At 47.3% G+C, this 25,333-nt stretch carries 23 protein-coding genes; 14 read left to right on the top strand and 9 right to left on the bottom strand.

What is annotated here, in order from left to right:
- Positions 1–2: 2 nt before the first annotated feature.
- Genes AAAA73_RS13235 through AAAA73_RS13225 form a run of 3 tightly spaced genes read right to left on the bottom strand, consistent with a single transcriptional unit; the run spans position 3 to position 3,248 of the window.
- Positions 3–1,124 carry a hypothetical protein gene (locus tag AAAA73_RS13235; RefSeq protein ID WP_340598920.1) on the bottom strand — a complete coding sequence of 374 codons (1,122 nt, stop codon included), beginning with the start codon at positions 1,122–1,124 and terminating at the stop codon, positions 3–5.
- Positions 1,125–2,147, bottom strand: coding sequence for a hypothetical protein (locus tag AAAA73_RS13230; protein WP_340598918.1), 1,023 nt, complete (start codon positions 2,145–2,147; stop codon positions 1,125–1,127).
- Positions 2,148–2,156: 9 nt separating this feature from the next.
- Positions 2,157–3,248 (bottom strand): hypothetical protein, encoded by a 1,092-nt coding sequence (locus AAAA73_RS13225; protein WP_340598916.1) that lies wholly within the window; start codon positions 3,246–3,248, stop codon positions 2,157–2,159.
- 188 nt (positions 3,249–3,436) lie between these two features.
- Between AAAA73_RS13225 and AAAA73_RS13220 the strand changes: the two genes are divergently transcribed.
- The gene (locus AAAA73_RS13220; RefSeq protein ID WP_340598914.1) at positions 3,437–4,192 is read left to right on the top strand and encodes a hypothetical protein; all 756 of its coding nucleotides are present in this window, start codon (positions 3,437–3,439) and stop codon (positions 4,190–4,192) included.
- Between the two features lie 33 nt (positions 4,193–4,225).
- Here the strand turns inward: AAAA73_RS13220 and AAAA73_RS13215 are convergent, their stop codons facing one another.
- The gene (locus AAAA73_RS13215; protein ID WP_340598912.1) at positions 4,226–5,341 is read right to left on the bottom strand and encodes a hypothetical protein; all 1,116 of its coding nucleotides are present in this window, start codon (positions 5,339–5,341) and stop codon (positions 4,226–4,228) included.
- A gap of 137 nt (positions 5,342–5,478) precedes the next feature.
- On the opposite strand from AAAA73_RS13215, the gene AAAA73_RS13210 reads away from it, so the two are divergent.
- The 3 genes from AAAA73_RS13210 (at position 5,479) to AAAA73_RS13200 (ending at position 7,654) form a co-directional block, all read left to right on the top strand.
- On the top strand, positions 5,479–6,039 hold the full coding sequence (locus AAAA73_RS13210) for a hypothetical protein (RefSeq protein WP_340598911.1): 561 nt from the start codon (positions 5,479–5,481) through the stop codon (positions 6,037–6,039).
- Positions 6,040–6,122: 83 nt separating this feature from the next.
- On the top strand, positions 6,123–6,755 hold the full coding sequence (locus AAAA73_RS13205) for a hypothetical protein (protein ID WP_340598909.1): 633 nt from the start codon (positions 6,123–6,125) through the stop codon (positions 6,753–6,755).
- A gap of 548 nt (positions 6,756–7,303) precedes the next feature.
- Positions 7,304–7,654: an XRE family transcriptional regulator gene (locus AAAA73_RS13200; protein ID WP_340598908.1), complete on the top strand. Its 351-nt coding sequence runs from the start codon at positions 7,304–7,306 to the stop codon at positions 7,652–7,654.
- Positions 7,655–7,726: 72 nt separating this feature from the next.
- On the opposite strand, the gene coaE is transcribed toward AAAA73_RS13200, so the two are convergent.
- Positions 7,727–8,320, bottom strand: coding sequence for a dephospho-CoA kinase (gene coaE / locus AAAA73_RS13195; protein ID WP_340598906.1), 594 nt, complete (start codon positions 8,318–8,320; stop codon positions 7,727–7,729).
- 65 nt (positions 8,321–8,385) lie between these two features.
- On the opposite strand from coaE, the gene AAAA73_RS13190 reads away from it, so the two are divergent.
- Both AAAA73_RS13190 and AAAA73_RS13185 read left to right on the top strand, forming a co-directional pair.
- Entirely contained in the window at positions 8,386–10,308 is a 1,923-nt protein-coding gene (locus AAAA73_RS13190; protein WP_340598904.1) for a serine/threonine-protein kinase, read from the top strand.
- Positions 10,309–10,359: 51 nt separating this feature from the next.
- Complete coding sequence (locus AAAA73_RS13185; RefSeq protein WP_340598903.1) at positions 10,360–12,144, top strand: AMP-dependent synthetase/ligase; 1,785 nt, start codon at positions 10,360–10,362, stop codon at positions 12,142–12,144.
- Positions 12,145–12,197: 53 nt separating this feature from the next.
- Here the strand turns inward: AAAA73_RS13185 and AAAA73_RS13180 are convergent, their stop codons facing one another.
- The 4 genes from AAAA73_RS13180 to AAAA73_RS13165 all read right to left on the bottom strand — a co-directional run bounded on the left by AAAA73_RS13180 (position 12,198) and on the right by AAAA73_RS13165 (position 15,232).
- Complete coding sequence (locus AAAA73_RS13180) at positions 12,198–12,530, bottom strand: DUF2388 domain-containing protein (RefSeq protein ID WP_340598901.1); 333 nt, start codon at positions 12,528–12,530, stop codon at positions 12,198–12,200.
- Positions 12,531–12,646: 116 nt separating this feature from the next.
- On the bottom strand, positions 12,647–13,855 hold the full coding sequence (locus tag AAAA73_RS13175) for a hypothetical protein (protein ID WP_340598899.1): 1,209 nt from the start codon (positions 13,853–13,855) through the stop codon (positions 12,647–12,649).
- Positions 13,856–13,954: 99 nt separating this feature from the next.
- The gene (locus AAAA73_RS13170; RefSeq protein WP_340598897.1) at positions 13,955–14,713 is read right to left on the bottom strand and encodes a hypothetical protein; all 759 of its coding nucleotides are present in this window, start codon (positions 14,711–14,713) and stop codon (positions 13,955–13,957) included.
- Between the two features lie 9 nt (positions 14,714–14,722).
- On the bottom strand, positions 14,723–15,232 hold the full coding sequence (locus tag AAAA73_RS13165) for a hypothetical protein (protein WP_340598895.1): 510 nt from the start codon (positions 15,230–15,232) through the stop codon (positions 14,723–14,725).
- A 240-nt stretch (positions 15,233–15,472) separates the two neighbouring features.
- On the opposite strand from AAAA73_RS13165, the gene AAAA73_RS13160 reads away from it, so the two are divergent.
- The 8 genes from AAAA73_RS13160 (at position 15,473) to AAAA73_RS13125 (ending at position 25,330) form a co-directional block, all read left to right on the top strand.
- Positions 15,473–16,156, top strand: a complete 684-nt coding sequence (locus AAAA73_RS13160) for a hypothetical protein (protein WP_340598893.1) — start codon at positions 15,473–15,475, stop codon at positions 16,154–16,156.
- Between the two features lie 269 nt (positions 16,157–16,425).
- Positions 16,426–18,459: a M3 family metallopeptidase gene (locus tag AAAA73_RS13155; RefSeq protein WP_340598891.1), complete on the top strand. Its 2,034-nt coding sequence runs from the start codon at positions 16,426–16,428 to the stop codon at positions 18,457–18,459.
- Complete coding sequence (locus tag AAAA73_RS13150) at positions 18,459–19,361, top strand: NAD(+)/NADH kinase (RefSeq protein WP_340598889.1); 903 nt, start codon at positions 18,459–18,461, stop codon at positions 19,359–19,361. The genes AAAA73_RS13155 and AAAA73_RS13150 overlap by 1 nt, the downstream gene beginning before the upstream one ends.
- A gap of 2 nt (positions 19,362–19,363) precedes the next feature.
- On the top strand, positions 19,364–21,058 hold the full coding sequence (recN, locus tag AAAA73_RS13145) for a DNA repair protein RecN (RefSeq protein WP_340598887.1): 1,695 nt from the start codon (positions 19,364–19,366) through the stop codon (positions 21,056–21,058).
- Positions 21,059–21,149: 91 nt separating this feature from the next.
- Complete coding sequence (locus AAAA73_RS13140; RefSeq protein WP_340598885.1) at positions 21,150–22,088, top strand: NmrA family NAD(P)-binding protein; 939 nt, start codon at positions 21,150–21,152, stop codon at positions 22,086–22,088.
- Between the two features lie 119 nt (positions 22,089–22,207).
- Positions 22,208–23,770: a hypothetical protein gene (locus AAAA73_RS13135; RefSeq protein ID WP_340598884.1), complete on the top strand. Its 1,563-nt coding sequence runs from the start codon at positions 22,208–22,210 to the stop codon at positions 23,768–23,770.
- A 124-nt stretch (positions 23,771–23,894) separates the two neighbouring features.
- Positions 23,895–24,887 carry a hypothetical protein gene (locus AAAA73_RS13130; protein WP_340598882.1) on the top strand — a complete coding sequence of 331 codons (993 nt, stop codon included), beginning with the start codon at positions 23,895–23,897 and terminating at the stop codon, positions 24,885–24,887.
- A complete protein-coding gene (locus AAAA73_RS13125) occupies positions 24,887–25,330 on the top strand; it encodes a hypothetical protein (RefSeq protein ID WP_340598880.1) in 444 nt (147 codons plus the stop codon). Before AAAA73_RS13130 ends, AAAA73_RS13125 begins: the two co-directional genes overlap by 1 nt.
- The last annotated feature ends 3 nt before the right edge of the window (positions 25,331–25,333 follow it).

Raw genomic sequence — 25,333 nt, 5'->3', positions numbered from 1 at the left:
GTTTACCGGCGTTGTTTTAGCTTTCTTCTTTTACCCTGAGTATCGGTGAATTTGAAGTCAGCATCAAAGCTTAAATCAATGCCAACGCTGACCATATAACGATTATCTGCAGTTTGCCCCGGATAGGCGCCTAGCTCCTCGGTGTAACTTACAGCATCAATGTGAAAAATAAATAGATTTACGCCTACGCCATAGCTCAGATAGCCCTGGCTGTAACCCGCCCGTAAATCCACGATAGGCAAGGAAACCTCAGCTCCTAGATGCAACTTCTTGCCCATTTCAATATCCGGCTCCAAGAGGTGTCGTGCCTCACCACCAAAAGCCAAATCCAATCCAGGCAAATCCAACGTCACCCCGGCGCCGACACTTAGATTTTGCGTGATGTGTGGTGGAGCATCGTCCCCTGCGGTTTTTCTGAATGCCGTATTTCCCACATCCTGCCAAACCACGGCCAATGTTGGTTTTAAAAGAGGCAAATCAATTGTCGTCGCCAGCGCAAGATCAATTCCGTATCCCTGACCTTTATCATCGAAACGATCACCGATCTCATTAAATGAATCTGCATTCGCAACATCGGACAAGCCCAGTTCCTGAGGCACTCCACCCCAACGATCAATCCTTTTTGCGGCAATACCAAAATAAGTTCCAGGTGCGACATTAAATGCGTAACCCAAATAGTAGCCTGTATCCTGCCTGAAGTAGGTGTCAAATTGCGGATAGGCTGGATTATGCAGCTCTAACGAAACCTCGTTGTCGTTCAGATATCCCACGGCAAAGTTTCCAAGTGCCAAGGCAGTTTTTCCCGTCGCTTGCACCCAAACACGAGTACCAAATAAACTATTGTACGAGTTCGGATCATTCGGATCGATATTCTGAATGGCTTCCAAGTCTTCAGGTGAAATTGAATTCAAACTTATCCCGACATCCACGACTTTGATATCCAAACCTTCAACTTTACCAAGTGCCGCCGGATTGTAAAAAACCGCATCCGCGCCGTTCACGAATGGAATGTAAGTTCCGCCCATTCCCAGGGCCCGTGCATTGCGCGCAAACTCTGACAACGACTGAGCCAAAGCCGTCGTTGAAAAAGTCAAAATAAAGGTTAATAGCAGAGAGCGTAACATCTAGAACGACACTCCCGGGATTCTGGTTGAAGGACAGCACAAAGTGGCTGGAGGATTATCTGTCACTGGATCGTAAGTGCCCAAGGTCGAAAAGAAACTCACTGAATCATCAATACTGCAAGTGCCCCAACCAAAGGAGTTCGAATCCATCATGAATCTCATCGCATAAACCATTTCATCGCTAACCGCTGCCGGAGTCGTCATGGTCGCACAGGTGGTGGGTGCTCCAATGATTGCCGTAAGTGCAGCATCGCAATCATCACTTAAATCCCCAATCGAATCCACAGATGTACCGCTTCCCAGCGCATCAGTTAAAGCCGCGAAGTTTTCCAATACCAAACCCAGGCCCGATGCCACACGCTTCATCGCTGTCGTGCTCATGTACTTTGTCTTTCCAACTGGTGGATGGGCAAACTCGTCCCGGTAAGCATCCACTGGCAAAGGCATGGGAGCATCCGGCCATTTCGTTAATGAACCAGTGGCATCCTCATCGCAAACGGTGGCATCCGCATCCAGGTCACCATTTTGATCACCAGAATCCAGATTTGCCGAAAGATTCGTTCCCATGCGGGCAACGCCCAACAATGCCAAGAACAGGTTTTCTTTATCAGATCTCTCTGCAACAGTACCAATCCCCTGCAACACTTCAATTGCAAGCTCGCAGGAATCCGGCGCTACCGTCTGCCCAGCCCAAATGCCCATAAAGAATCGGAACATCTGCGAAGAAGCGTTGTTCGTCATCCCTTGAATCAGATTTGCAAACAACAAACCACACCGCCCGGCATAGGCCGATGCCAGCACCAGTTTCACATCGCGATTTCCTTGATAAGCTGAAGAAAGTTGATTGTTGATAATATCGATAGTGGTATCCCACTCCATCTCATCAAGAGCTTTTTTGGCATCAATATACAGCGCCTCATCGGTTTCTTTATTCGAGAAATCCGACAATACATTTTCCGAACTGCAGGATGCAGAAAGTGAAAATGCAATTATTAGAATGGTTATGCGCTTAAACAATTCCATCTGCTTCCCTTAGAACCTCAGTGAAAATTTCATGTTGTATCTGCGATCTTCTCTGGGTGAACTTGAGGTGCCGATTTCTTCGCCGTAGGAGGCGAATTGAAATGCCCACATCTCGGATGCGACTTCCAAACCTGCGGTCCAATACCTTTGATTATATCCTGCACGCAAAAAGAACACATCGCCGAAGTTGAACTCCATCCCACCATGGATCAATTTGGCTTTATCTTCCTCGTCGGATGATGTTAATAAGCCACTGTATTGCAAAGTCCACGACGATCTAACGTAATTGGTATGAATTGGAAATAACGCCGCTGCAATGTCCAGATCCTGCTTTACCAGATTGGGACGATTTGAAGTCGCCGAATCCTGACGAATGGAATCTGTTTGATTGAAGCTGGTTCCACCCACATCGTGCAACACGGCCGTAACCGTTGGAATGTACTTCCAAGGAGCTGACAACATCAATGCCACGTCTGTCGACAAGCCCATACCTGAGTTGGCAATGGAGCCATAATCCAATGCACCAACACTGCTCAAAGTCCGATTATCAGCTTCGATCCGATCAATCAGCTTGGTGTTAAAGCCCAGCTTCACACGACCCTCAAAGAATCTGAAATTGAAACCCAGCACCAATGCAAGGTCATTGCGATAGTAAGTATCGATCGTGGTTCCGTCGGAGCTCATCTCGGCATCAAGCAGATAATTGTTGTAAATACCGATACCGAAATTTCGCATTACCAACGAAGGAAAGATCTGTCCTTTCGCGTGATAGTATTTTCCGCGATTTGAATCCAGAGCACCTTTGATATCAGAAAGATTAAAAGGATTGCCAATTCCACCCGCCGAATACATGGAGGAAGCATTGGCATTCATCTCAACTTCGGGATCGAAGTAGGTGCCATAAAAGTCACGAAGCTTGCCCAGTGCTGAGGGGTTTACTATTAATGCTGTTTCGTCATTCACCACTGCAAGACAGGCTCCGCCCATCCCCTGACAGCGCACACCTGAATAGAAAGAACGTCGCTCTGCCGCGTTCACATCAAAGGTGAATGCGATCAGCAAGACTATTTGAATGATGGCGATCCACAAAATCCGTTTCATAGTTCCATCCGTTCGTTAAACGTGCGGAAAACCAAAATTTTCCGTCAAACTTCTTATCGGTCGGGACCAGCCTCACATTGAGACGTCTCATTAAAATACGGAGGTAAGTCCAGCGTTAAGCCCCCCGATAAAAGTCCGATAAGTAATCATATAGCAAACAAAAAGGTCTACGTCCGAGGAGTTTTGCGATGGTTGGTTCAAAGTTTACAGCGTTAGTGGCTGGTCTTTCGTGCGCTGCCCTGCTTGCAGGTTGTGAAGGCCCTCAATCCGAAAAAGATATGATTATGGAAGCCCAGTACTGCCTGGATAAAGCTAGCCCATCAACAGCGCAGTCTTGTGTTTCAGGAATTGCCAGCCTGACATCTGAAAATGCCTATGCAATTCGTTGTGCGGCTGGATTTCTTCAGTCTGAAGTTACTTCCGCTTCAAACCTTGCTGAGGCATTCACCGCTCTTTCCGAAGATGGCGATACAGCTACTATGCTTTCAATTCTAAATTTCAAAAATGGGGACACAGCATTAGCAAACGAAACAGCTGACTACTGTACAAAGTCTGGTTCAGCGGGCCTTGCATTAATGGGGGCAATGGCAAAAAGTGCGACAGCACTAGCATCCTCTACGTCTACTTTCCCTTCTTGTGCCGGTGGCATTTCCGAATGTGACCCTGATGAAATCACCGATCTAATTTCGGATATCGAGGCCTCTTTAACTGCGGGCAGCGGCGACCCAGGATACGCTACAGCCATAGACACCATCACAGCGGTTGCTGAATCCGTTCAAGCGGTCTATGCAATTTCATGTGGCCAAAGTGGTGCCAATCAAGATATTTGCGGACCAATCAATGAAGCACTCACCCAAGCCTCAATTACTCCGGAAGAGCTAATCTCACTAACACCAACCCAGCTTGAAGATCTAGGCAAAGAACTGATCGCCAAATGGAAATAAAAAAAAGCTCCTCGGAAGAGGAGCTTTTTTGTTTTAGAAATCCAAATTAAGTCTTGTTGCGTACACCCGACTCTCAACGGGTGTATTTCTGGTTCCGACATCATCAGCGTAGCTGACCAAATCCAGATTGAAGATACCAAGCTGAGCAGAGACACCTGCTGTCCAGTACCCTTGGCTCAAGCCCACTCGATAGTGACCCTTCCACCAAGAATATACAAACCAGTCAAATTCCAAACCGGCATGAATCCCTTTTCTCCAGTTGAAATCAGGATGACCCAAATCACGAACGTCAAGAACCCCACGGCCCCCAAAGATCCAAGCGCTTGGATACTCCCATTTAGAGCCCACATCGAATACACGATACAGCTTTTCAGGAACCGGATTCACAGTTTGCTCATCTTTATTGATCAACTTAAGAGAGTTGTTGAAACCCGTCTCGGCAACGTTTCTAACCACGGCACCGAACGTAGGGCGAGCCAATTGGAAAAAGCTCCAGAAACCTTCACCCGGAATTTCCGGTGTCCACAAGAGTCCAATATCAGCATCGATAGTGTAGCCCTCTGAAAGGTCTTCTTTCTTAACAATCTCATCACTGGTTGCCAAGTCTGTTGACTGGATGATTTTGCTGTAGAATCCACGATTCACAAATTTGGCAGTTAAACCCATGGAGAAACGGCCATTATTGAACCAACGAAGATCATCAGCATAGGAAAGAGCCAATGTCGAATCCGCGTAAACCTTAGTATCAATAGCTGCTGCGATACTTCTATGCATTTGCAGCTGTACGGACACGTCCGCGGGAATAAACGCAATCCCCCACTTTGGACGAACCCACACGCCCTCCATTGGACTTATGCGAACGGAGTAGTTGTCGCCATAATGCTTTTCAATCAAATTAATATAGGCCGTATTTTTACCAATTTCATCCAGGGATGTATTGGATTCGATTTCGCTATACTCATCATAGAAGTCTTTAGCCCCTGGCGTACCAGCAAAGCTCATAGACAAGTTAACTTGGCCACTTTCACGACGAGCCAAACCTGCTGGGTTGTAAAAGATGGCAGTATAGTCGTCAGCAACTGCGACAAAGGCATCACCCATACCAAGGGCGCGCGGAGCCTGGTACTGGTGATGAATTGTTGTACTCATTGAATCTGCTGCTAAAGAATTTGCTGCAAAAAACGTAGTGCAAAGTCCGACCGAGAGGAGAAGCGATCCTCTTTTAAACATATATTGTCTCCAATTTACTTTTACAAAGATTGTATTCGTAAATTATACTTTTGCTTATGCGAGTTTCTATTCTCCCCCTTTTTTTGACCTTGGTCTTGTTATCAAACGTGAGTGTCGCGGCCCCCACTGCGACGACGACTCTGGACAGTCAGCCACTGACTGGCGAGAACGATCCCTATCTGTCTGATAAAGCTGCCGCTCTTAGAGAGCCAGCACCGACATGGCAATTGGGAGTGCTGGCTGGCTACGGCGGTGGGCACATCATTGAAAATGACGAGTGGTCACAGGGTGTGATCTACGGATTGCGAATCGCAAATATTGAGCGCGAACGCCCTGTTTGGGATCTGCATTTTGAATTTAATGAACACAATGCCATCGGTATTTTTGGGGCCCATCGCTGGAATCTTGAAAACGATCGTTTCTATCCTTATGCTCGCCTTGCTTTGGGGACTTTTTTAGATCCGGATGATGAACTCGGGAATATCGTTCAAATCAAACGCTTCCGGGCTCGTGGTGGCGTCGGCGTCGGCGATTCTTTCTTCTTTGAAATGGGCGTGGGCCTTGCGGTTGTAGGCGCAGACCTCTACGCTATCACAGGTTACGGCTTTAATTTCTGACCATTTGCTTCATTATCAGTTCCCAAGTTGCATCGTCCTTAAGCACTTGATATCTGTCTTTTGTACTAACAAAGGACGGACATATGAAATTCTTTGCAATCGCCATGACTTTGCTACTGGGTGCAACTTCCCACGCCACCTCTTTGGGTGAGCTTCGCGGTTTGGGCACGATGACTGTTTCTCACGATCAATTCAACGGCAAAAAAACCGTGCGCAAATACGAAAAATGCAAAATCGCCATGAACTTGAAACGTTCTGCGACTTCAATCACCATGGACTTCGCAGTGATTGACTGCCTTGCAACCAATGACTTCCTGGGCACTTATGATATCAAAGGTGACAAGCTGGTCGATGCAAAAGGCAAAGTGAAAGGTCAGGTTTTGGCCGACGGGACTTTCCAAATCTCCGAAAAATCTTCCCAGCTAATCAAAGGCACTCGCACAGACTACCAAGTGGGCGGCATCAACCCAACTCCAAGACCGGGAGATCCCTACAGTCCTGCTCGCTGCACACCAATCACAAGATCCAACAATGTTGAACTTGTGAAAGTCGTGAACTACAAAATCAAACAGCAAGAAGACAGAACTTGGAAAGTGGAAAGATCCACATCAGAAGATCAACTTGCATGGGCTAGCAAAAGCAACGGAATCTGCCCAGGAACTTCCTACCGTACAAAACTGGGTTCCTCGACAAACATTCAAGTCGTTCTTAAGTAACGAAAAAGGGAGATCAGTGATCTCCCTTTTTTTATCCCGCAATGACATATCGCCGCACCCGCTACGGGTGTAGGGCTGTCACTATTGTCCGCAAAATGAACTCCCACCCCTCCATCTTCTAAATTACCGCCATCACAAATAGGGCATAAACATTGAAACGCCAGTAATCAAAAAATAGAGGTTACTTGTGGAAAATCAACAACTTGCTCTTATGAGATTAAAGTTTCCCAAATTTGGGAAACTGTGTTATGGTGGTATCAAGTGTTTCGCGTTTATGAATTAGATTTGGTTCTAAACGAATTGCCTTTTTCCGAGGTTTGGATAGACCCTCATTACGAGGCCAAGCATAGCAAATCCATTACAGATGAGCTGATTTTGAAACTACTTTCTTATCTCAACAATCACGAGCTCGAACCTGCAGCGGAATCTAATGGGTTTCGCTGCTTCGAAGTTGATGTAGAACACAATCGAAAACCGTATCGGCTCATTTTAGTGATCCCATCTGATGAGAGTTACCTTGGAATTCGAAATGCTTACAGGAGATCGAAATGAAGAAAGTGACTAAAAGTCCTTACAAAATCAGCAAGACGCCTCCTCCAAATTGGCCTTCTGAAGACCAATGGAAAGAGATCGATAAGAAGCTGGATAAAAAGCCCGCATCAAAGACTCTTCCCTCTAACGCTGGTCCTGTTGAAAGAACAAAGCACGAATTGTGCGCGCAATTTATTAAGTACCGCAGGCATGAAGATATTAGCCAGAGAGAGTTGGCCCAGCGGCTCGGTGTGACAGATTCACGCGTGAGTGAAATCCTTAACTACAACCACGATCGATTCACCATCGACAAACTTCTGGAGCTACTCTGCAGAATTCGCCCCGAAGTAAAAATAAAAGTCGCTTGATACCTACTATGACCTATCGCCGCATCCGATTCGGAAGTGGATCTTGCAAACAAGCAATTTGGGTTTGCTTGTTTACAGCGTTTTCAACCACGCATCCAAACGGTCGACTTCTTTGAGCAGGTGTTGCTCGTCGCGGTTGTTTTGTAAGACGAAATCGGCTTCGGATTCTTTGCTGGCCACGGGAATTTGCGAGGCTATGCGCATGTCGATTTCGGATTCGGTCAGTTGGTTGCGTCTCATCAGTCGTTCTTTTTGTTGGTTCTTGGTGCAGGAAACCACAACGATCTGATCGAACTGCTCCTGCGCATGAGTTTCAAATAATAAGGGAATATCATAAATCACCAGAGGCAGATTCATATCCGCAAACACCTGGCGACGGCGGGCAATCTCTTTACGAATCAATGGGTGCGTGATGGATTCCAGAACATGAAGCCGGTCCGGGTTACCAAAAACCATTTGTCCCAGCTTTCGACGATCCAGACTTCCGTCTGGCAGCAGCACATCACCGAATTCCTCGGCCACCGCCTTTAGTCCAGCTGTACCAGGGCGCACGACTTCTCGGGCAACCTCATCAGCATCAAGGACGTTATAGCCACGATCGCGCAACATACGACTGACTGTGCTCTTGCCACAAGCTATACCTCCGGTCAGTCCTATCCATTTCATAGTCAATTCTCCTTAAGCTGCCTTTCCATTTTACCGATAGTCCCATCAAAGGGGAACATGATTTCATGTCTCAAGCTGTAGAACAATTCGGTAAATACATTCTATTGGAGAGAGTCGCGGCCGGCGGTATGGCCGAAGTGTATCTTTCCAAGTCTACAGGCGCTGTAGGTGTTAATAAGTTTGTTGCAATCAAACGTATTCTTCCTCAGTACTCAGATCACCAGGAATTCATTGAGATGTTCAAGGAAGAGGCGAAAATCGCCGTCAACCTGAACCACGGTAACGTTGTATCAATTTATGACTTCGGTGTCGAAAAGAGTCAATTCTTCCTGGTTATGGAATTTGTGGAAGGTCGCAACCTTCGCCAAATCCTGAACGAGCTTAAGAAAACAACTACGTCCTTCACGATCGAACAAATCGTATACATGATGAAAGAAGTGGCTGCAGGTTTGGACCACGCGCACCGTTGCATCGATGGCACGACTGGCAAACCGCTAAATATCGTTCACCGCGATATGAGTCCACAAAACATCATGGTCAGCTTCGAAGGCGAAGTTAAAATCATCGACTTCGGTATCGCTAAAGCAGAAACCCAGCTTGAGGCGACAAAAGCTGGAACTCTAAAAGGTAAATACGGCTACATGAGCCCAGAGCAGGCTGATGGTCAAAACATTGATCCTCGCACTGACATTTTCTCGATGGGTATCGTATTGTGGGAGCTTTTGGCCAATGACCGTCTGTTCACTTCAAACAGTGAAGCGGCGATCTTGCGCAAAATCCGCGAGTGCCAAATTCCAAGTATTCGTAAAATCAATCCTTCCGTCCCTCCGGAACTGGAAAGAATCGTCAACAAAGCATTGGCAAAAGATCGCAGCCTTCGTTATCAAACGGCGGCCGCTTTCCACCGTGATATGAACAGATTCCTGAATACTCAGTATCCGGAGTTCTCTCCTCAGGACTTCTCGGTGTTCATGAAAAATGCTTTCTCGGCGGCATTCCTTGAGCAACGTCGCAAACAAGTGGAATTTGCAAAAATTCAGGCGACTCAACCGACAGAAGACAAAACGGTTGTTACGCAAACTGACACACGCATTCCACCACAAAGCGTACCGACTCCTCCGACAATGTCAGCCACGGATGAATCCGGTAATTTGGATATCGACACGTCCACTGATATTCGCGTGGATTTGAAAGACTTAAAAACGCCGCCAAAACCAAAAAACTTTGGCAATCACACGGTCACCAATACTCACACCAACACGCAAACCCGTACTGGTGGAGTGACTCGTGGACCTAATGGCATCTCGGGCACAGCTGCTGGTATTCCATATAAAAAGTCATCCAATGCGATGACTTGGGTTCTGCGTGGCGCGATCGCCATCGTCGGTGGTGTGTGCGTGGTCTATGGACTTAAAAATTTCTCTGGTGACAAACCTGCAGTCGAGCAACTGGGCATGGCTCCTAAGCACACTCCTGTTGCTCCCCCACAACCCGTGGCGCAAACAGCTCCGGAAGTTCCGCAAACTACAGATATGTCAACGACAGCTCCGAACTACACTGTTTCAATCTACAGTACGCCTGCCAAGGCACGTATCGTGATTGATGGTGTCGATACGGGCGAGTTCACTCCGTACAGCATGCAAAGAAAGGCGAACACGCCATTCAGTTTGCGTCTGGTTAAAGAGGGCTATACGGATCTGGTGACAACTGTCACACCCACTTATGAGGCGTATTCATTTACTGGCTCTTTACAAGTTCTTCCAAGAGTGGCATCTGTTTTCATCAACATTGTGAACGGCGGCGCAAATTCTGAATTAAGAATTGCCGGAGTTCCGGTGGCAATACGTTCTCAACACGAGGGCTATACGATTCAAGCAGAGGTCGGAGTTAAGATTCAGGCTTACAATAAGGTGACCGGACTTTCAGCTGAAAGAACTGTGACCATCCCAGCCAATCAAAAACAGACGATTGAACTGTATTTGAAGTAATACACTCTTTAAGACTTTGCCAGAGAGACAAGCAACTAGGAGCATTTCATCATGAAGACGAATTCTCTGACCTTAGGTCATTCTATTTTGACAATGACGTCACGCGATCCCCAAGCCGTGGCTGTTAAATTCAACACCGGCAAAAAGTGGGAACAAAAATCCTGGAAAGAATACTATCAAGACATCGAAACCCTTGGCGCTGCCCTGCTTTCATTGGGCATCAAACCTGGTGACCGCGTTGCGATCATGGCCAACACTCGATACGAATGGTCTGTATCTGACTACGCTATTTTTGGTATCAAGGCGATCACCGTCCCGATCTATCAGAACAACATCGCTGAAGACGTCGAGTATATTCTGAACAACTCCAAGGCCAGATTTCTAATTTGCGAAAGCCGTGGTCCTCTTAAAACTTTTGAGTCGATCCGTGCGAAATGCCCGCATGTTGAAAAAATCATCCTCATGGATACATCACACACGCCCGGTGAAAATCTGCATTGGAATCAAATGCACAAAATCGGCGCCGGTTATCTGGAAGCGAATCCAACTTGCTACAAGGATCTTTGCTCCACGATTAAAGCCGATGACATGGCAACAATCCTGTACACCTCTGGCACCACTGGTTTGCCAAAAGGTGTGGTGCTGACTCACCTGCAAGCCTACAGCGAAGTCAGCGAAGCCTTCCCGTTTGCGGGAGCTTCCCCTAACGACACTTCCCTGTCCTTCCTGCCTTATGCGCACATTTTAGGTCGCATTGAGCATTGGGGACACCTGTACATTGGCTTTACCATGGCCTATGCAGAAAGCCTTGAGAAGGTTCGCGCCAATCTGGCTGACATCCGTCCGACAATCCTGGTTTCAGTTCCCAGAATTTTTGAAAAAATCCATAGTGCCATTCTTGCTCAGGTTCAAACCAAGCCATTGAAGATGAAACTTTTCAATTGGGCCGTGGACGTGGGACGCGAAGTTGGCGAGTACAAACTTTCCGGTCAAATACTTCCTGTGGGTTTGCTTGCGAAGTACGAACTGGCAAAAAAATTAGTCCTTGGAAAAATCACCGAAGCCTTCGGTGGCCGTCTGCGTTTCGCCATCAGTGGCGGCGCACCGATCTCCAAAGAAATTGCGATGTTCTTTCACTCTGCAGGCATTTTGATTCTGGAAGGCTACGGTCTGACAGAAACAACGGCAGCAATCACCGTGAACACTCCCTTCAACTATCGTTTTGGCAGCGTGGGCCGCCCCATTGGCGACGTGGAACTAAAGATCGCCGCAGACGGAGAGATCCTGGTTAAATCGGCAAAAGTGATGAGAGAGTACTATCAAAATACCGAAGCTACTGATGCGGCCTTCACTGATGGCTGGTTCCATACCGGCGACATCGGCGAAATCACTCAAAGCGGTGATCTGCGCATAACAGATCGCAAAAAGGATCTGATCAAAACCGCCGGCGGCAAATACGTGGCACCGCAACGCCTGGAATCCCTGCTGGTACTCTCCCCTTATATTTCCCATGCACTTATTCATGGTGATCAAAAGAAATATATCGTGGCCTTGATCTTCCCGGATCAGGCAACTGTCACGACCTTGGCCAAAGAAAAAGGCATCAAGTTCACGGACTGGAATGACTTAAGCAAAAGCGCATTTGTTGACGAGTTGATTCGCAATGCGGTGGCTGAAGCTAACAGTAGCTTGGCCAGCTTTGAAAGCATCAAAAAGCATGTGATCATGCCGATTGAGCTGACAGTCGAAAACGGCGAACTGACCCCTTCGATGAAGCTAAAACGCAAGAAGCTGGATCAGAAGTTCAGTACTGAAATTGAAAAGATGTATGCATAAAAAAAGCCCGGCACAAACCGGGCTTTTTCGTATTTTAAATTATAAGACAAAATCTACAGAGCCAAAAGTGCTTCCGCAATTTCCAAATCAGAAGCAACCGCTCTAGGATCTGCTTTGCGAACTACTTCCAATGCGCGCTGCAATCTCACAGTGCGAACTTCACCGTCAGTACCAACAAAAATCGCAGCATCATCTTTTGCTGCCACAAGAACTTTGTACTGCTCTGGTGACATCGCGTTTTTTGTTGTCATAAATGGTCCAACAACAGTCCAAACAGGAGCCATAGTTGTCGCAGCCAGAACTGCACCAGAAGCGTCTTTATGATCAAGAGCCATTGCATTTAATGAAGAAACTGTGACTAACGTAAGAACCGCAAATTTAAGCATAAGAACCTCTGTTATTTAATTTAACTAAAGAGGGGTTTCTTAACCCAAGCCGCTTGCCCTCACAATTAATCCAGATCCAGATGAATTTATTTCATCTAACCTAAAGTAACCTCGCCTTAAAACTTAACAGCCCCACTTTGCATCTGATCAAACCCTTGGAACGCCTGCTTCAACGTATCACTGAACACAGTCGAACGCCCCGAAGCCACGTCATAGGTTTTGCATGGAACCGAGAAGATCACCTTCATGGATTTACACTTCACCCGCGTATTGCAGCTGACGTTATTACAAGCAATGGAAGTTCCCTCAAAGAAACTCATATGGGGCTTGGATCTGAACTCTTCATTCAAGATCGCAGCTTGGCAGGCTTTGAATTTTGCCTGAGTTCTATCAGAAGGACACATCCAATCCGCCAGGGCCTTGCCGAACTCTGTGCGAGACGAAGTAGGAGTCGCCGCCGTGTTCGTTGGGTAAAGCATCGTCAGATGAACCAACGCGCGTGGAATCTGCGTCGCATCCGGCGCAAAGACTTTATAGAAGCCCAAACCACGGCTGAATCTGCCGAAAGAATCATGGTAAGGAATGTTAACCGGCTTCAAACGCACGCAACGTCCATCCTCGCAGCTCAAAGTATTTTTCGTCAGCTGTGAAGTGCTGCTTTTCCAGCTTAAGTTCGCCGGATAAAACCCTGGATCATTGTAGTACCAGTTGCCATCGCTTTTCAGATTTTGAAAATTGGATCCCGCGAAGGAACCAAATACCGGGCGATTCCAAAGTTTCGCAGCCGCCGGCGCCAGGAACCAGGCAGAATTACAGGAATGAATCACCGCAAAACCATCTGTTCTGATGAAACGTCCCAATTGCGCAAAGGATTCATCATCATGATCCAGGCGTTTGTACTTTGTTTGCAAACGGAAGCCATTGTAAGTGTTGGCGTGTCCGTAGAACTGCAAAGAGCTTGCACGAACTCCAAGACTGCTTAAGGTCGCGACTAAACGCTCTCCCGTCAAACCATCCTTGTCTGCACGACGAAGGCTTAAACCGCCTCTGGTCAACAGACTCCCCTCATAAGAGGCACTGTTATTAACAGCAGCAATAATCACGCGCTGTCTTTCAGGAAAACGATCGCGCGAAATACGCGCACCCAGAACCGCGGAGTGAGTAAATTGATTGCCTTGATCACCACCAAAACCAGCGACGTAAATATCCGTGGCAACGTTGGGATTCAATCGAGCCGGCTCCGTTGCGACGATAAATGCGGAAGCCTGTTGCGAAGCAAGTACAAGACCTAGAGACAAGAAAGAGAAAATCCATTTCATGAACATAGCTGTAACTCCGTTTCTATTTAGGGAGTTGGCTATAGCACAGGCGATAATTGATGCCAAAGCACAAGGGTCTTATTAGTTTGCAATGTAAAAAGAACTCTATAAATAGAAGCGAAATCCAAGAGATAGGAAACCGCCGGAGAGATTCAACTCGCGATTTGACGCACCATTCATCACTGTGCCGCCGGCACTCACCGGGCCGTTGAAGGTCGTGTAGTCTTTCGAATATTTGAGTTGATCAATTCGCAGCTGCCGATAACCAAACTGAAATACGTAGGTGGTGGAATCCGACAAAACGCCCTCGTACCCCAGCCCTGCCATCAACTCAGTGGCAGCACCTTTGGATTCAATCGTTGTTGCTACACCTGGATAAGCCGCATCCCCTGCTGCTGTCATCGTGTACGAGTTTTGCAATTTCACATCAGCGTACCCAATACCCACTGCAATAAAAGAACGCGACACCTGGTCACCATGCAGATTTACTTCCAGGGTAATTCTGGGAGCAAAACCCAGGACTTCGCTGTTACCAGTAAACATCTGAGTGCCACCCGTGTTGCTACCGGAAAAGCCCTCCACCAATGCAGGCTTGATGATTCCAATTCCAAACGCCAGATTCACAAGCGGTCGTGAAAGTAAAAATCCAAACTCCCCGCCATAGGTTAATATGGATTCGCCGGAAACCGTAGTTCCCGTTGCTTCATTGGCATAAGCATTCGTACCGAGGACTGAGGATCCACCGGAAAGAATAAAATACGGAGCCATTGAATCACGATTGATATCGAACACCCGCGCCTCCGCAGAGGCCGCCATAAGTGTCACGATAGAAAAAAGAACTGCAGACTTCACCGAGCGATTCACTAAAAAGACCTACTCCGCCATTAAGTCTACAACGACTTTGGAGGTATTCTTTTTACCCGCGACCTGATAAACGCGCACTTTCGTGTTTTGTTTCAAATCCATCGTCAGATTCAAAGAGCTGTCCATCGGATCCATGCTCATCGCAGTTTTCTTAACAGCGAAAGAATTTTTCAAACGGAAATTCAAAGCCACTTCATTCACCAACGACGTCGGCATTTGTGCGAAAGAAATGATCAATCTTTGCGGATTGTTTTTAAGCTCTGCATGGAAATATCCCGGCCAGCCCTTCATCTTTGCACCATTTTTGTCGCCCACATCAAACACCACGCGTTCGACTTTTTTATTTTTATCCGCAGTTCTGCGAACATCCAACAGCGTGAAGCCAGAGCCGGCCAAACCGCCAAATAGCTCGCCTTTTCCTGAAAGAATCTTCGGACCCTGTTGCACTTTTTTTGATGGAATTGCCGCGCTCACTGGAAGCGCCAATAGAAGACAAAGCAAACATCCCATGTATTTCATTATCGACTCCTTTCGATAGATGGACATACACTCCGATTTGTCGAAGTAGCTATCCTTTAATGCTGCCACTCAAAAGGGTCCCTGCCTACTATTTTGCGGCGCAAGGTGCCCAAAAGCGGCACGTTCACTGCAAATTCTGCCATCCAAATCGAAATTACAGGGGTTTCAAGATGAGACACCCAGGGCACACCTCTTGAATTACAAGGCGTTGTTGAAGTTTTAATTTTTCAAGGAGTACCTATGAAAAGGCTCTTCGTAGCATTGATGACATTAATGGTAGTAGCCTGCGGCGATAGCGGCGGTGGCGGCGGCGACAACGGCGTTGCGACCACTCCAATCCAAGGCGACACTCGCTGTATCACTTCCAGCACTCTGTGCAACAACGGTGTCTACAGTCAATATGGCGGTTGGATGCCTTATACGTTTCCAAACGGCGGCGTGAATAACAACTATCTTAACTACTTCCAATCATATGGAGTGTGCGGTTGCCCGATGGGCTTTGCACCAGCATACAACTCTGTGATGGGTATGGGCTGTTATCGTGTTCAAAATGGCTTTAACTGGAATATCTTCTATCAGTTCCAGTACAACAACTACGCAGCAATGCCTTATGGATTCTATGCCCCTCAATCCGGCTATAACTTCCAGCAGGTTTCAAATATTCCAAGCGGCAACGGTGCTAACTGTTCTGGTAAAATCGCAACGAGCTGTTTGATGAATCAGGCAAACTCTTGCGGTACCGGCCAAACATGCCAAGAAGTCTTGGTTGGTTCTGGCTTGGGCGTTTGTACTACAGGCCAAAACTATAACTATGGCTACCAACAACCTGGTTACGGCTATGGTTACAACACGGGTTACGGTTACCCGTACGGTGGAGTCGGTGCCGGCATTGGTTTCGGTATCGGTTTCGGCTTTGGTTTTTAATCTTTAAATAAGTTTAAATAAGAGGAGCGCGGCCTCCTCACCGGTTTTTACCGGGTTATATGCCGCATTATTCATGGGCTCTTAGCGGGAACTACCTCTAAGAGCCCTTTCATATTGAGGCGCAGCAAATGCGTCCCCAAGTATCACCAAAAAGCACCAAATTTTAATTAAAAAACATACCGGCAACCAGAGGCTTTTTTCCTTTATTTTGCGCTATTCTCAAGGGATAACCAGAGGCGATTTATTAGCTCTTAAACTGGAGTACTTCTATGAGTTCCAACAATCCTTTTTTGATGCCCTTTACAGCCAAAGATCAAGCGGTTCCGTTTGATAAAATCAAAGTTGAGCATTATCTGCCAGCTTTGGATGAAGCCGTAAAAACCGCAAAAGCCAATATTGAAAAAATCAAAGCAAACACAGCGACTCCGGATTTCGAAAATACGATCTTCGCGTTGGAGCAAGCGACAGAACTTGCGGGTGTGGTTGCCGGTGTTTATGGAAATCTTGAATCCGCACACTCTGACGAAGCTTTCCAGGCACTTGCCAAGGATATCTATCCAAAATTGACAGCGATGGAATCCGACATCTCTTTGGATGAGGAGATTTTCAAACGTGTGAAAAGCGTTTACGACAATCGCACTTCAATGAAGTTGACTGCAGAACAACTTCGCCTGCTTGAAAAAACATACCTGGGCTTCACTCGCAATGGTGCTTTGCTTTCGGGCGCTGACAAAGAAACTCTTCGTCAGATTGACCAGGAGATGTCTGTCCTTGGTCCGAAATATTCCGAGAACGTTTTGAAAGCGACCAATGCTTTTGAAATGGTTTTGGAAGATCACAAAGATGTTGCTGGAATTCCTGAAGGCATCCTTGAGGGCGCTGCAGCTGCCGCAGCAGCCAAAGGTAAAAAAGGCTGGTTGTTCAATCTGCAAATTCCTTCTTACCTTCCGTTCATGACTTACGCGAACAACCGTGCGTTGCGCGAAAAAATGTCCAAAGCCTTCACGTCCCGTGCTTTTGGTGGCGAGTTTGACAATCAGGAGATCGTGAAAAAGATCGTAACCCTGCGTGCGAAACGTGCGAACCTTTTGGGTTTCAAAACTCACGCGGACTTCGTCTTGGCGGAGCGCATGGCAAAAGACCCAAAAACAGTGGGCACTTTCCTGCACAAACTTTTGGATGCCTCCAAAGCAGCCGGCCAGCGTGACGTTTCTGAAGTTGCTGCTTTTGCCGGACAGCTGGATGCAATTCCTGAATTGAAACCTTGGGACTTTGGTTATTACTCTGAAAAATTGAAAGAGGAAAAATACGCTTTCAATGAAGAGGACCTGCGCCCGTACTTCCAATTGGAAAACGTTGTGGAAGGTGTCTTCAAACACGCGAAACAGCTTTACGGTTTGACGTTCAAAGAAAACAAGGACATCCCGGTTTACCATCCGGAAGTGAAAGCTTACGAGATTTCCGACGAAACTGGCAAATACATGGGCTTGTTCTATACAGACTTCTTCCCGCGTGAAACGAAAAAAGGCGGCGCATGGATGACTCAATTCCGTGCTCAAGGTTTGTTTGGTAAAGATCTGAAACGCCCGCACGTCAGTATCGTGTGCAACTTCACAAAACCAACTCCGACAAAACCTTCACTTTTGACTTACGATGAAGTTCGCACTTTGTTCCATGAGTTCGGTCATGCTTTGCACGGAATGCTTTCTGATGTGACTTACCAAACTTTAAGCGGCACCAGCGTTTATTGGGATTTCGTAGAGCTTCCTTCACAAATCATGGAAAACTGGGCCGGTGAAAAAGAAGGCTTGGACCTTTTTGCCCGTCACTATGAAACCAACGAGCCAATGCCAGTAGAGCTGATCAATAAATTGAAAGCTTCGCAAAAATTCCAGGCGGGTTATGCATCCTGCCGTCAATTGCAATTCGGCATGATGGACATGGCTTGGCACACGGCGGACCCTTCCTTGATCAAGGACGTGGATGCTTTCGAAGAGCAGGCAACGGCCGAAACTCGTTTGTTCCCGAAGGTCGCTGGCACTAATAGCTCTTGCAGCTTCAGCCACATCTTTGCAGGCGGTTACTCTGCAGGATATTACTCTTACAAATGGGCGGAAGTTTTGGATGCAGACGCATTTGAATACTTCAAAGAAGAAGGTTTGTTCTCGCCTGAAGTCGCTCGCAAGTTCAAAGAGTTTGTCCTGAGCAAAGGTGGCACGGAACATCCAATGGAACTTTACAAAAAATTCCGTGGCCGTGAACCAGATCCAAATGCTTTGCTAAGACGTGATGGATTGATTTAATGAAGAAAACCGCGATGAGTCCGAAAAGTAAATTGGTGATCCCAGGCAAAAGCAATATCGCATTGGTTTACCGTCTGGAGACCGACCGTGCTGTTGCTTTGGCAAAGAAGGTGGCTGAGTTTTTAAAAAAACAGGGCCATCAGGTCTTCACGGCACCAGGGCAAAAACTGGTGACTGGCACCAAACTGGCTTCCACTAAAAAACAACTCGATTCTTTATCGCTGGTTATCGTATTGGGCGGCGACGGAACATATCTGCGCGCCGTTCGAGTTCTTGAGGGCCGTGATGTTCCAATCCTGGGCTTCAATATGGGCTCGCTGGGATTCCTGACTGCACACAGTGCTGACTCCACCATGGAAGTCATCGAAGACACTTTGAACGGTCAGATGGAGCTTCGCCCGCGCACCATGATTCACGCAAAAATTCTGTGCAAAGGAAAAGCCAAAGCTGAATTCCACGCGCTGAATGACGTCGTCATCGAAAGAGGTTCGATGTCGCAGTTGATTCATACGGCAATTTATTCAGACAAACACCTGGTCAGTGAAGTGAAAGCCGATGGCTTCATCGTGGCAAGTCCGTCGGGCTCCACAGCCTACAATTTGGCTGCGGGTGGACCGATCCTGCATCCGGAAGCGCAAGTGCTGGTGGTGACACCTGTCGCGCCTCACAGCTTGACCTCCCGTCCGCTGATTGTTCCTGACAAAAACAAACTGTCGTTTCAACTGGACGGCAAAACTCACAAAGCCCATTTCATCGTGGATGGGCAAAAGGTGGCCGAGATCAATGCCGACGACGAAGTCGTGCTGACTCGCTCCCCTTACGATCATTGGATGGTCAGACATCCGGATCACAATTACTTCCATTTGCTTCGTGAAAAACTTAAATTCGGAGACCGGACTTAGTTATGTTGCTAGAGCTTAAAGTTACAAATTTTGCGATTATCGAAAACCTGCACATCACTTTCAAAGATGGACTTAATATTCTGTCTGGTGAAACTGGTGCTGGTAAATCCGTTCTACTGAAAAGCTTGTCATTGCTAATGGGTGGCAAGGGTTCCAGCGACACCATTCGCACCGGATCCACTCAAGCCACTATTGAAGGCTCCTTTGATATCAGCAAGCGCACCGACATCATGACCAACCTTAAAGACATGGGTATTGATGCTGACGAAGACGTTCTGATTGTTCGTCGCGTGCTCAGCACTGGTGACAAATCAAAAGTCTATCTGAACGGCAGCCTGTCCACTCTGAACAGCTTGCGTGATATCGTGGCCCCCTTGGTGGAGCTGGCAGGTCATTCCGCACCGTTGATCGAAATGACAGGTCAGCATGAAAATCGCAACCTGATGTCCAAAGCCTATCACCTGGATCTGTTGGACCAGTATGCAGGCACCTGGGACAAGCGCCTGCTTTTCACTGAAAAATACAATCGCTACTTTGGTATCTTTGAAGAAATCAAAAAGCTTGAAAGTGATGCGAAACAAAAAGCCCAACGTCTGGACTTCCTGATTTATCAACGTGATGAAATCGCCAACCTGGATTTATCCCCTGGCGAGGACATCGAGCTTGAGACTGAAGTTAAAAAACTTAAGAATGCCAATCGCATTGGCTCTTTTGTCGATCAGGCAGAGTCCGCTCTGTACACAGACGATGACTCCGCGATCAGCCGCTTGAAAATGGTGCTTAAAAAAGGTCAGGAACTTTCCAACGTTGACCCGCAAATCGGCGCAAAATTGGAATTACTGGAGCAGGCTCAGGCTTTGATTGATGAAAGTGTTTTTGAGCTTCGCAATTACGCAAATAAGATCGACGCTGACCCGCAACGCCTTGAGGAAGTTGAAGGTCGCCTGAGTGATCTGCGCAAATTACAAAAGAAATACGGCGCCTCTGTAAACGATATTTTGAAAGCTTTGATGGAGATGGAAATCGAAATCTCCAACCTGCAGAATTCCGATGCGAAAATTGAAACCCTTCGCAAGGAAGCGGCCGTATTGTTGAAAGAACTGGAAGCTCTGGGACAAGATCTGCACAAACGTCGTCTTAAAGGCGCCGATCTGTTGACAGAGAGTGTGAATGCGGAACTCTTGGATCTGAACATGAAAGGTGTCACTTTCCATGTCCAAATCGAAAAGCTGAATGAATTAAGCTCCACCGGAACCAGCGATGTTGAGTTCCTAAGCCAAACCTCCGTAAAGGATGTTAAACGTCCATTGGCAAAATTCGCCTCTGGTGGTGAGTTGAGCCGTATTCTATTGTCTTTGAAGCGCGTTGTGGGCTCCAGCAATCAACCTCGCACCTATCTTTTCGACGAGGTCGATACAGGAGTGTCAGGTGAAACAGCCGAGAAAGTGGGACGCAAACTTAAGACCATTGCAAAAGGTCAGCAGGTTATCTGCGTGACTCACTTGCCTCAGGTCGCAGCGTTTGGTGACACACACTTCTTTATCCAAAAATCTCCGCAAAAAGAATCCGTTGCCATGCTGGTTTCCGAACTAAAGCAAAAGGACCGCGTTCAGGAGATCGCCCGCCTTATCAGCGGCGAGAAAATCTCCAAGACGTCCCTGGCTCATGCTGAGCAGCTTTTGGTCGAAGCCAGATAAAGGTAAGTCCGTACCTGTGAACAAACACATGTCTTAATGTGCACAAGCCCGCCGCCTCCTTCTAGAATTTAAGTATTCAAGGAGGCTGGCTATGATTCTGGTTATGGGTGCGACCGGGCATGTGGGTTCAAAGATTGCGATGGAACTTCTTTCTCAAGGGCATGAAGTCCGTCTTCTGGCCCGCCACTTTTCCAATCCCGAACAATTTGAAGGGGCTGAGTTCGTCACCGGCGATGCCAACAGCGTCGACACGATGATGCGTGCCTTGAAAGACTGCTCCGCTGCATTCGTCATGATTCCCCCGGATATCAGAGCCGCCGAGCCCCGCTTTCACGCAAACAAAGTGGGTGAAGTCATTGCCGAAGCCATCGAGGAAGCGGGTGTTAAGCACGTCGTCAACTTAAGCAGTGTCGGAGCAGATCTCGGCAGTGGCACAGGCCCCGTTCTGGCTTTGCGTGATCAAGAGGATCGACTGAATAAAATCCTTGGATTGAACATTGTTCATTTGCGATCGACATTTTTTATGGAGAATTTGATACAGGAAATTCCCACGATAATTGCCATGGACCGAGTCTTTGGAATTATCCATGAAGATGCCCCCGTGGACTTTGTCGCAACCAAAGACATTGCGGCCCGGGCGGCTTTCCTGCTGGCTCATCCGAATTTCACCTCCCACAATGTCGAATACCTTCTTGGTGAAAGAACTTTGACTTATCGGGAAATCGCCCGTGTTCTGGGACAATCCATCGGCAAGCCCACACTTGAGTATGCCGCGGTTCCCGATACAGAACTTCGCAACTACATGGTCGGAGCTGGCATGTCTCAAACCATGGCAGAGGAACTCATCGAGCTGGACCATGCAGCCAGTAATGGATTGCTGGCTGGTACCTACAATCGGGACAAGCAAAACTCCACAGTAACATCGATTGAACGATTTGCGCGATCGACCTTCTTAAATGCCTATAATCACGCAGTGGCCATGCGCCACGTTCGTCGTTCCAACTCAGGTCCCTACGAAGCGCGCCCCTGACGTCTCACTTTGAGTCAGGCTCAATCCACTTCGTTTTCATTTAGAAACTTGGGCGAAATCCGATAAGTTTTTGAATGGCGAAGTGGACTTTATTTTTAAGCACTATAGTTTTTTGCAGCATGGGTTTCGCAACAGATGAAGTCGCGGAAGTCAGTGCTCCTATTTGCGAAGTCACTTCCGCTCACTTCAATCCCGGCAGTTTATTCGCCGCCAATCTGGAATGGTGGTCCGTTTTACCTCAACATGTAGCAAATGCTCCCTGCAAGAACACAAGGTCACCTTCTGACGCAGAAATGCTGTTGGATCTGCAGTCTTCCAGTCTGACAAAAAAATCAGAAACGTTGTTTGGCATCGCGTTCACGAACGAGGACCCGCAACTGTTGCAGCTTTTCCGGGATTTGCACAGCTATGATGTCACCATGATCAAGGCCAGCCCCTTGTCCTTGAAATCCCACTGCGACAAAGTGATTTGCAGTGCTCAGTCCATTTATGGCCCTCGCGTCGGCATTCAACTTCTATACATGTTAAAGCACTTCGGATTCAACGGGTCTCACCTGCGCACTGTAAATGCCTCAGCATGGCGCAGTGATGAGTTGGATGATATTTTGGCTGCCCTTTCCGACTATCCGATTGAGCTTTATCCCCTTGATTACAATCGCAAGTTGATTCACGCAACCCGCGGTGCCAGCATGAAAACGCCCGAAGGGGAAAGCGTCGCCAACTCCACGATGGAAATCTACGACTTCTGGAATAAACTAAGCCTGGCGGAACGTCAGCAAACCTTGCTTCATGAACTGGGTCACGTGGTCGCGCGAAAGAACAATCTGGATGAATCAGCTGAATGGCTGAAAGTGGCCGGCTGGGTCCAACGTAACTCCAAAGGTAAATCAGGAATGAACTATTCCCTGGTGGACCCTTCGAAAGCTGTTTCCCTGTACGGAAAAACCAATCCCCACGAGGATTTTGCTGAATCCGTCGTTGCCTACCGTTTTGGTGCTGCGAAACTAAAGTCCGAGCAATCTGAAAAGTATGAGTTTTTAAAAAACCAGGTCTTCGACGGCAAAGAATACCTGTCGCCGACCGCATGTCTGGCTTCAAAATCACGAACTGAAACCAGAAGAGTCGCAAATAACATTCTGTACAATGGCGCTTTGGCCAAAGCCAAAAAGAACGCCAACAAGCTGGACAGCCGTTTTATCGAACAAGCTCAAGAACTGTGTCTTCCGACGATCGTCAAAGTGATGATCAATGAAACCGGCAGCGCGGAAAACTGCACCAGTCGTGCTCTTCAACGTCTGCAACTGGTTAAAGCCAGCAAGGGTAAAAAACTGGATGGAGATTTACTCAGTGATGCTCAGTTAAATGCCATCGCATTCAGTGGCGACACTGAAGCTGATTTCAGCAAACGAGTCCGGACCAAGTTTTCCAGCGACGCCGCAAAGTCCTTCAGTTCTGATTTCCGCGAATCAGTCAGTCGCGGTTCCTGTCTGGACTGGGCTAAATCCGCTCAGATACTGTTCACGGCAAGTCCTTTGCTCTCTGAAATAAAGTCCAAAGATCCACAGTTTTTCTTTAAAGGAAAACGCTACGAGAAAATCGAAAAATTCTTTGAGCGCGTCTGCCAGTCTGCTCGCCAGAATTCTGGACGTTTGGAGAATGCATTCCTATCAAATCTTCCTTAATGCACCTGTTCCACAGGGCCACATCTGTGTGGTCCAGTACGGGCATTAATTTCCTGGTCTGGAATTGGGATAATCTACGGCCCTGCAATAGACGAATTTTTCATTCACTTTTAAACTTAAAGTTATGAATAAGACGTTTTTATTTTTAAGCCTGATTCTATCCGTGCACGCTCATGCTCAAAAAGACAGCTCTTGCTCCGACATGGCGGCATACACATGCTCTTCAATTGGTGCGAGCGATGGCACCACTGTCGGTAACGTTAAAGACAGCAAGGCTGCTTTCAACGATAAACTAAAAACTGAAACCTTTCCTGCAGTTCAAAAAGCTTTCATCAAAAAAGTGGCGGCAATGCCGATTGATGAATCTGCCCGAAGTGCCATCCTGGCAAAATTGAACGGCATGAAGTTTTCGACAGAGTGTGAACAGCTTTCCGCAAGTCTGGATGAATCACTTTGGCCAAACTCTTTCTTTACTCACTCTGACAACACCTTCTATCTGTGCAAAGCCAAACCGGGAATGTCCGATTTCGTTGCCGCGAAAATGATTGCCGACGAACTTTCGGCTTCGATCAATCCCTGCGGCATCGACAGCATTATCCGTCGCCCCAAGGAAAAATCCATTGCCCAGGCTGAGGAAGCCTATCCGTTTAAGGGAATGATTTCATGTCTGCGCTCCGGAAAGTCAGTCAGCGCCAAACACAATCACGGGTCCTCCTTCAAGGAAGCAGGATTCTGCGCAAATGATCAGGTCACCCGTGCTTTTTCAGACTGGTTAACGACGGAAGTGGTTACGGAATATGTCTCTCAAAAATACAGCAAGCTGTCCGCTTCACAATGGCGCCAGGGAATCGCCAATGCCTATCGCGAAGAATGTTCTTTTGGACGGCCTGATGATGGTTTCACTGATGATCCTGACTTCAGTTCACGAGTAAACGGAATCGTCACCGCCAATCCAGCACTAAGAAAGAAAATGAATTGCTACGATTCCAGCAGCTATCTTTATTGTGATGCTGGAAATCCGGATGCGATGGCCAAAGCACTTGGCGCCCCTAAAGCAGCACCGGCAGCAAGCGACATCATGAGCGCCCCTGCTAACTCTAAGGGAGGAGTTGAATAATGAAATACTTTATCGCACTTCTTCTGATTGTTCCGGTACTGGCGTGGTCTGCTCCGCAAAAACAAAGCATGCAACGTCGTGCTGCAAATCCCAAAGCCGCCCCCAAAAAGGCTGGCAGCTTTAACGGATTCCGTGTTGTCGTTGTTTATGGAAATCAAAAGAACTACTTCACTGTATGGCAGGATACCCGTGGAAAGTTTTATGCCTATAGTAAAGGCGGCTCCCCGACTATCGGCAGCCTTTCGGATCCGAACTATAACTTCCTGACAACTCAAAGCCGTCAAATCGCTTCGCTAAAAGGCGCTAATATCAACAGCTGCCCACGCGCGAACATTCAGCTATATCATGGCAATAAATATGTTCAGGGAACTTGCATAGGACTTAAGAATCAAACCGCGGCCAGCATGACCCAACTGGCGAACATGCTGGCAACCATGCAGTAAGAA

This window comes from Bdellovibrio sp. GT3 (assembly GCF_037996765.1).
Classification (GTDB): Bacteria; Bdellovibrionota; Bdellovibrionia; order Bdellovibrionales; family Bdellovibrionaceae; genus Bdellovibrio.
This window is presented reverse-complemented; position numbering and strand designations above follow the sequence as displayed.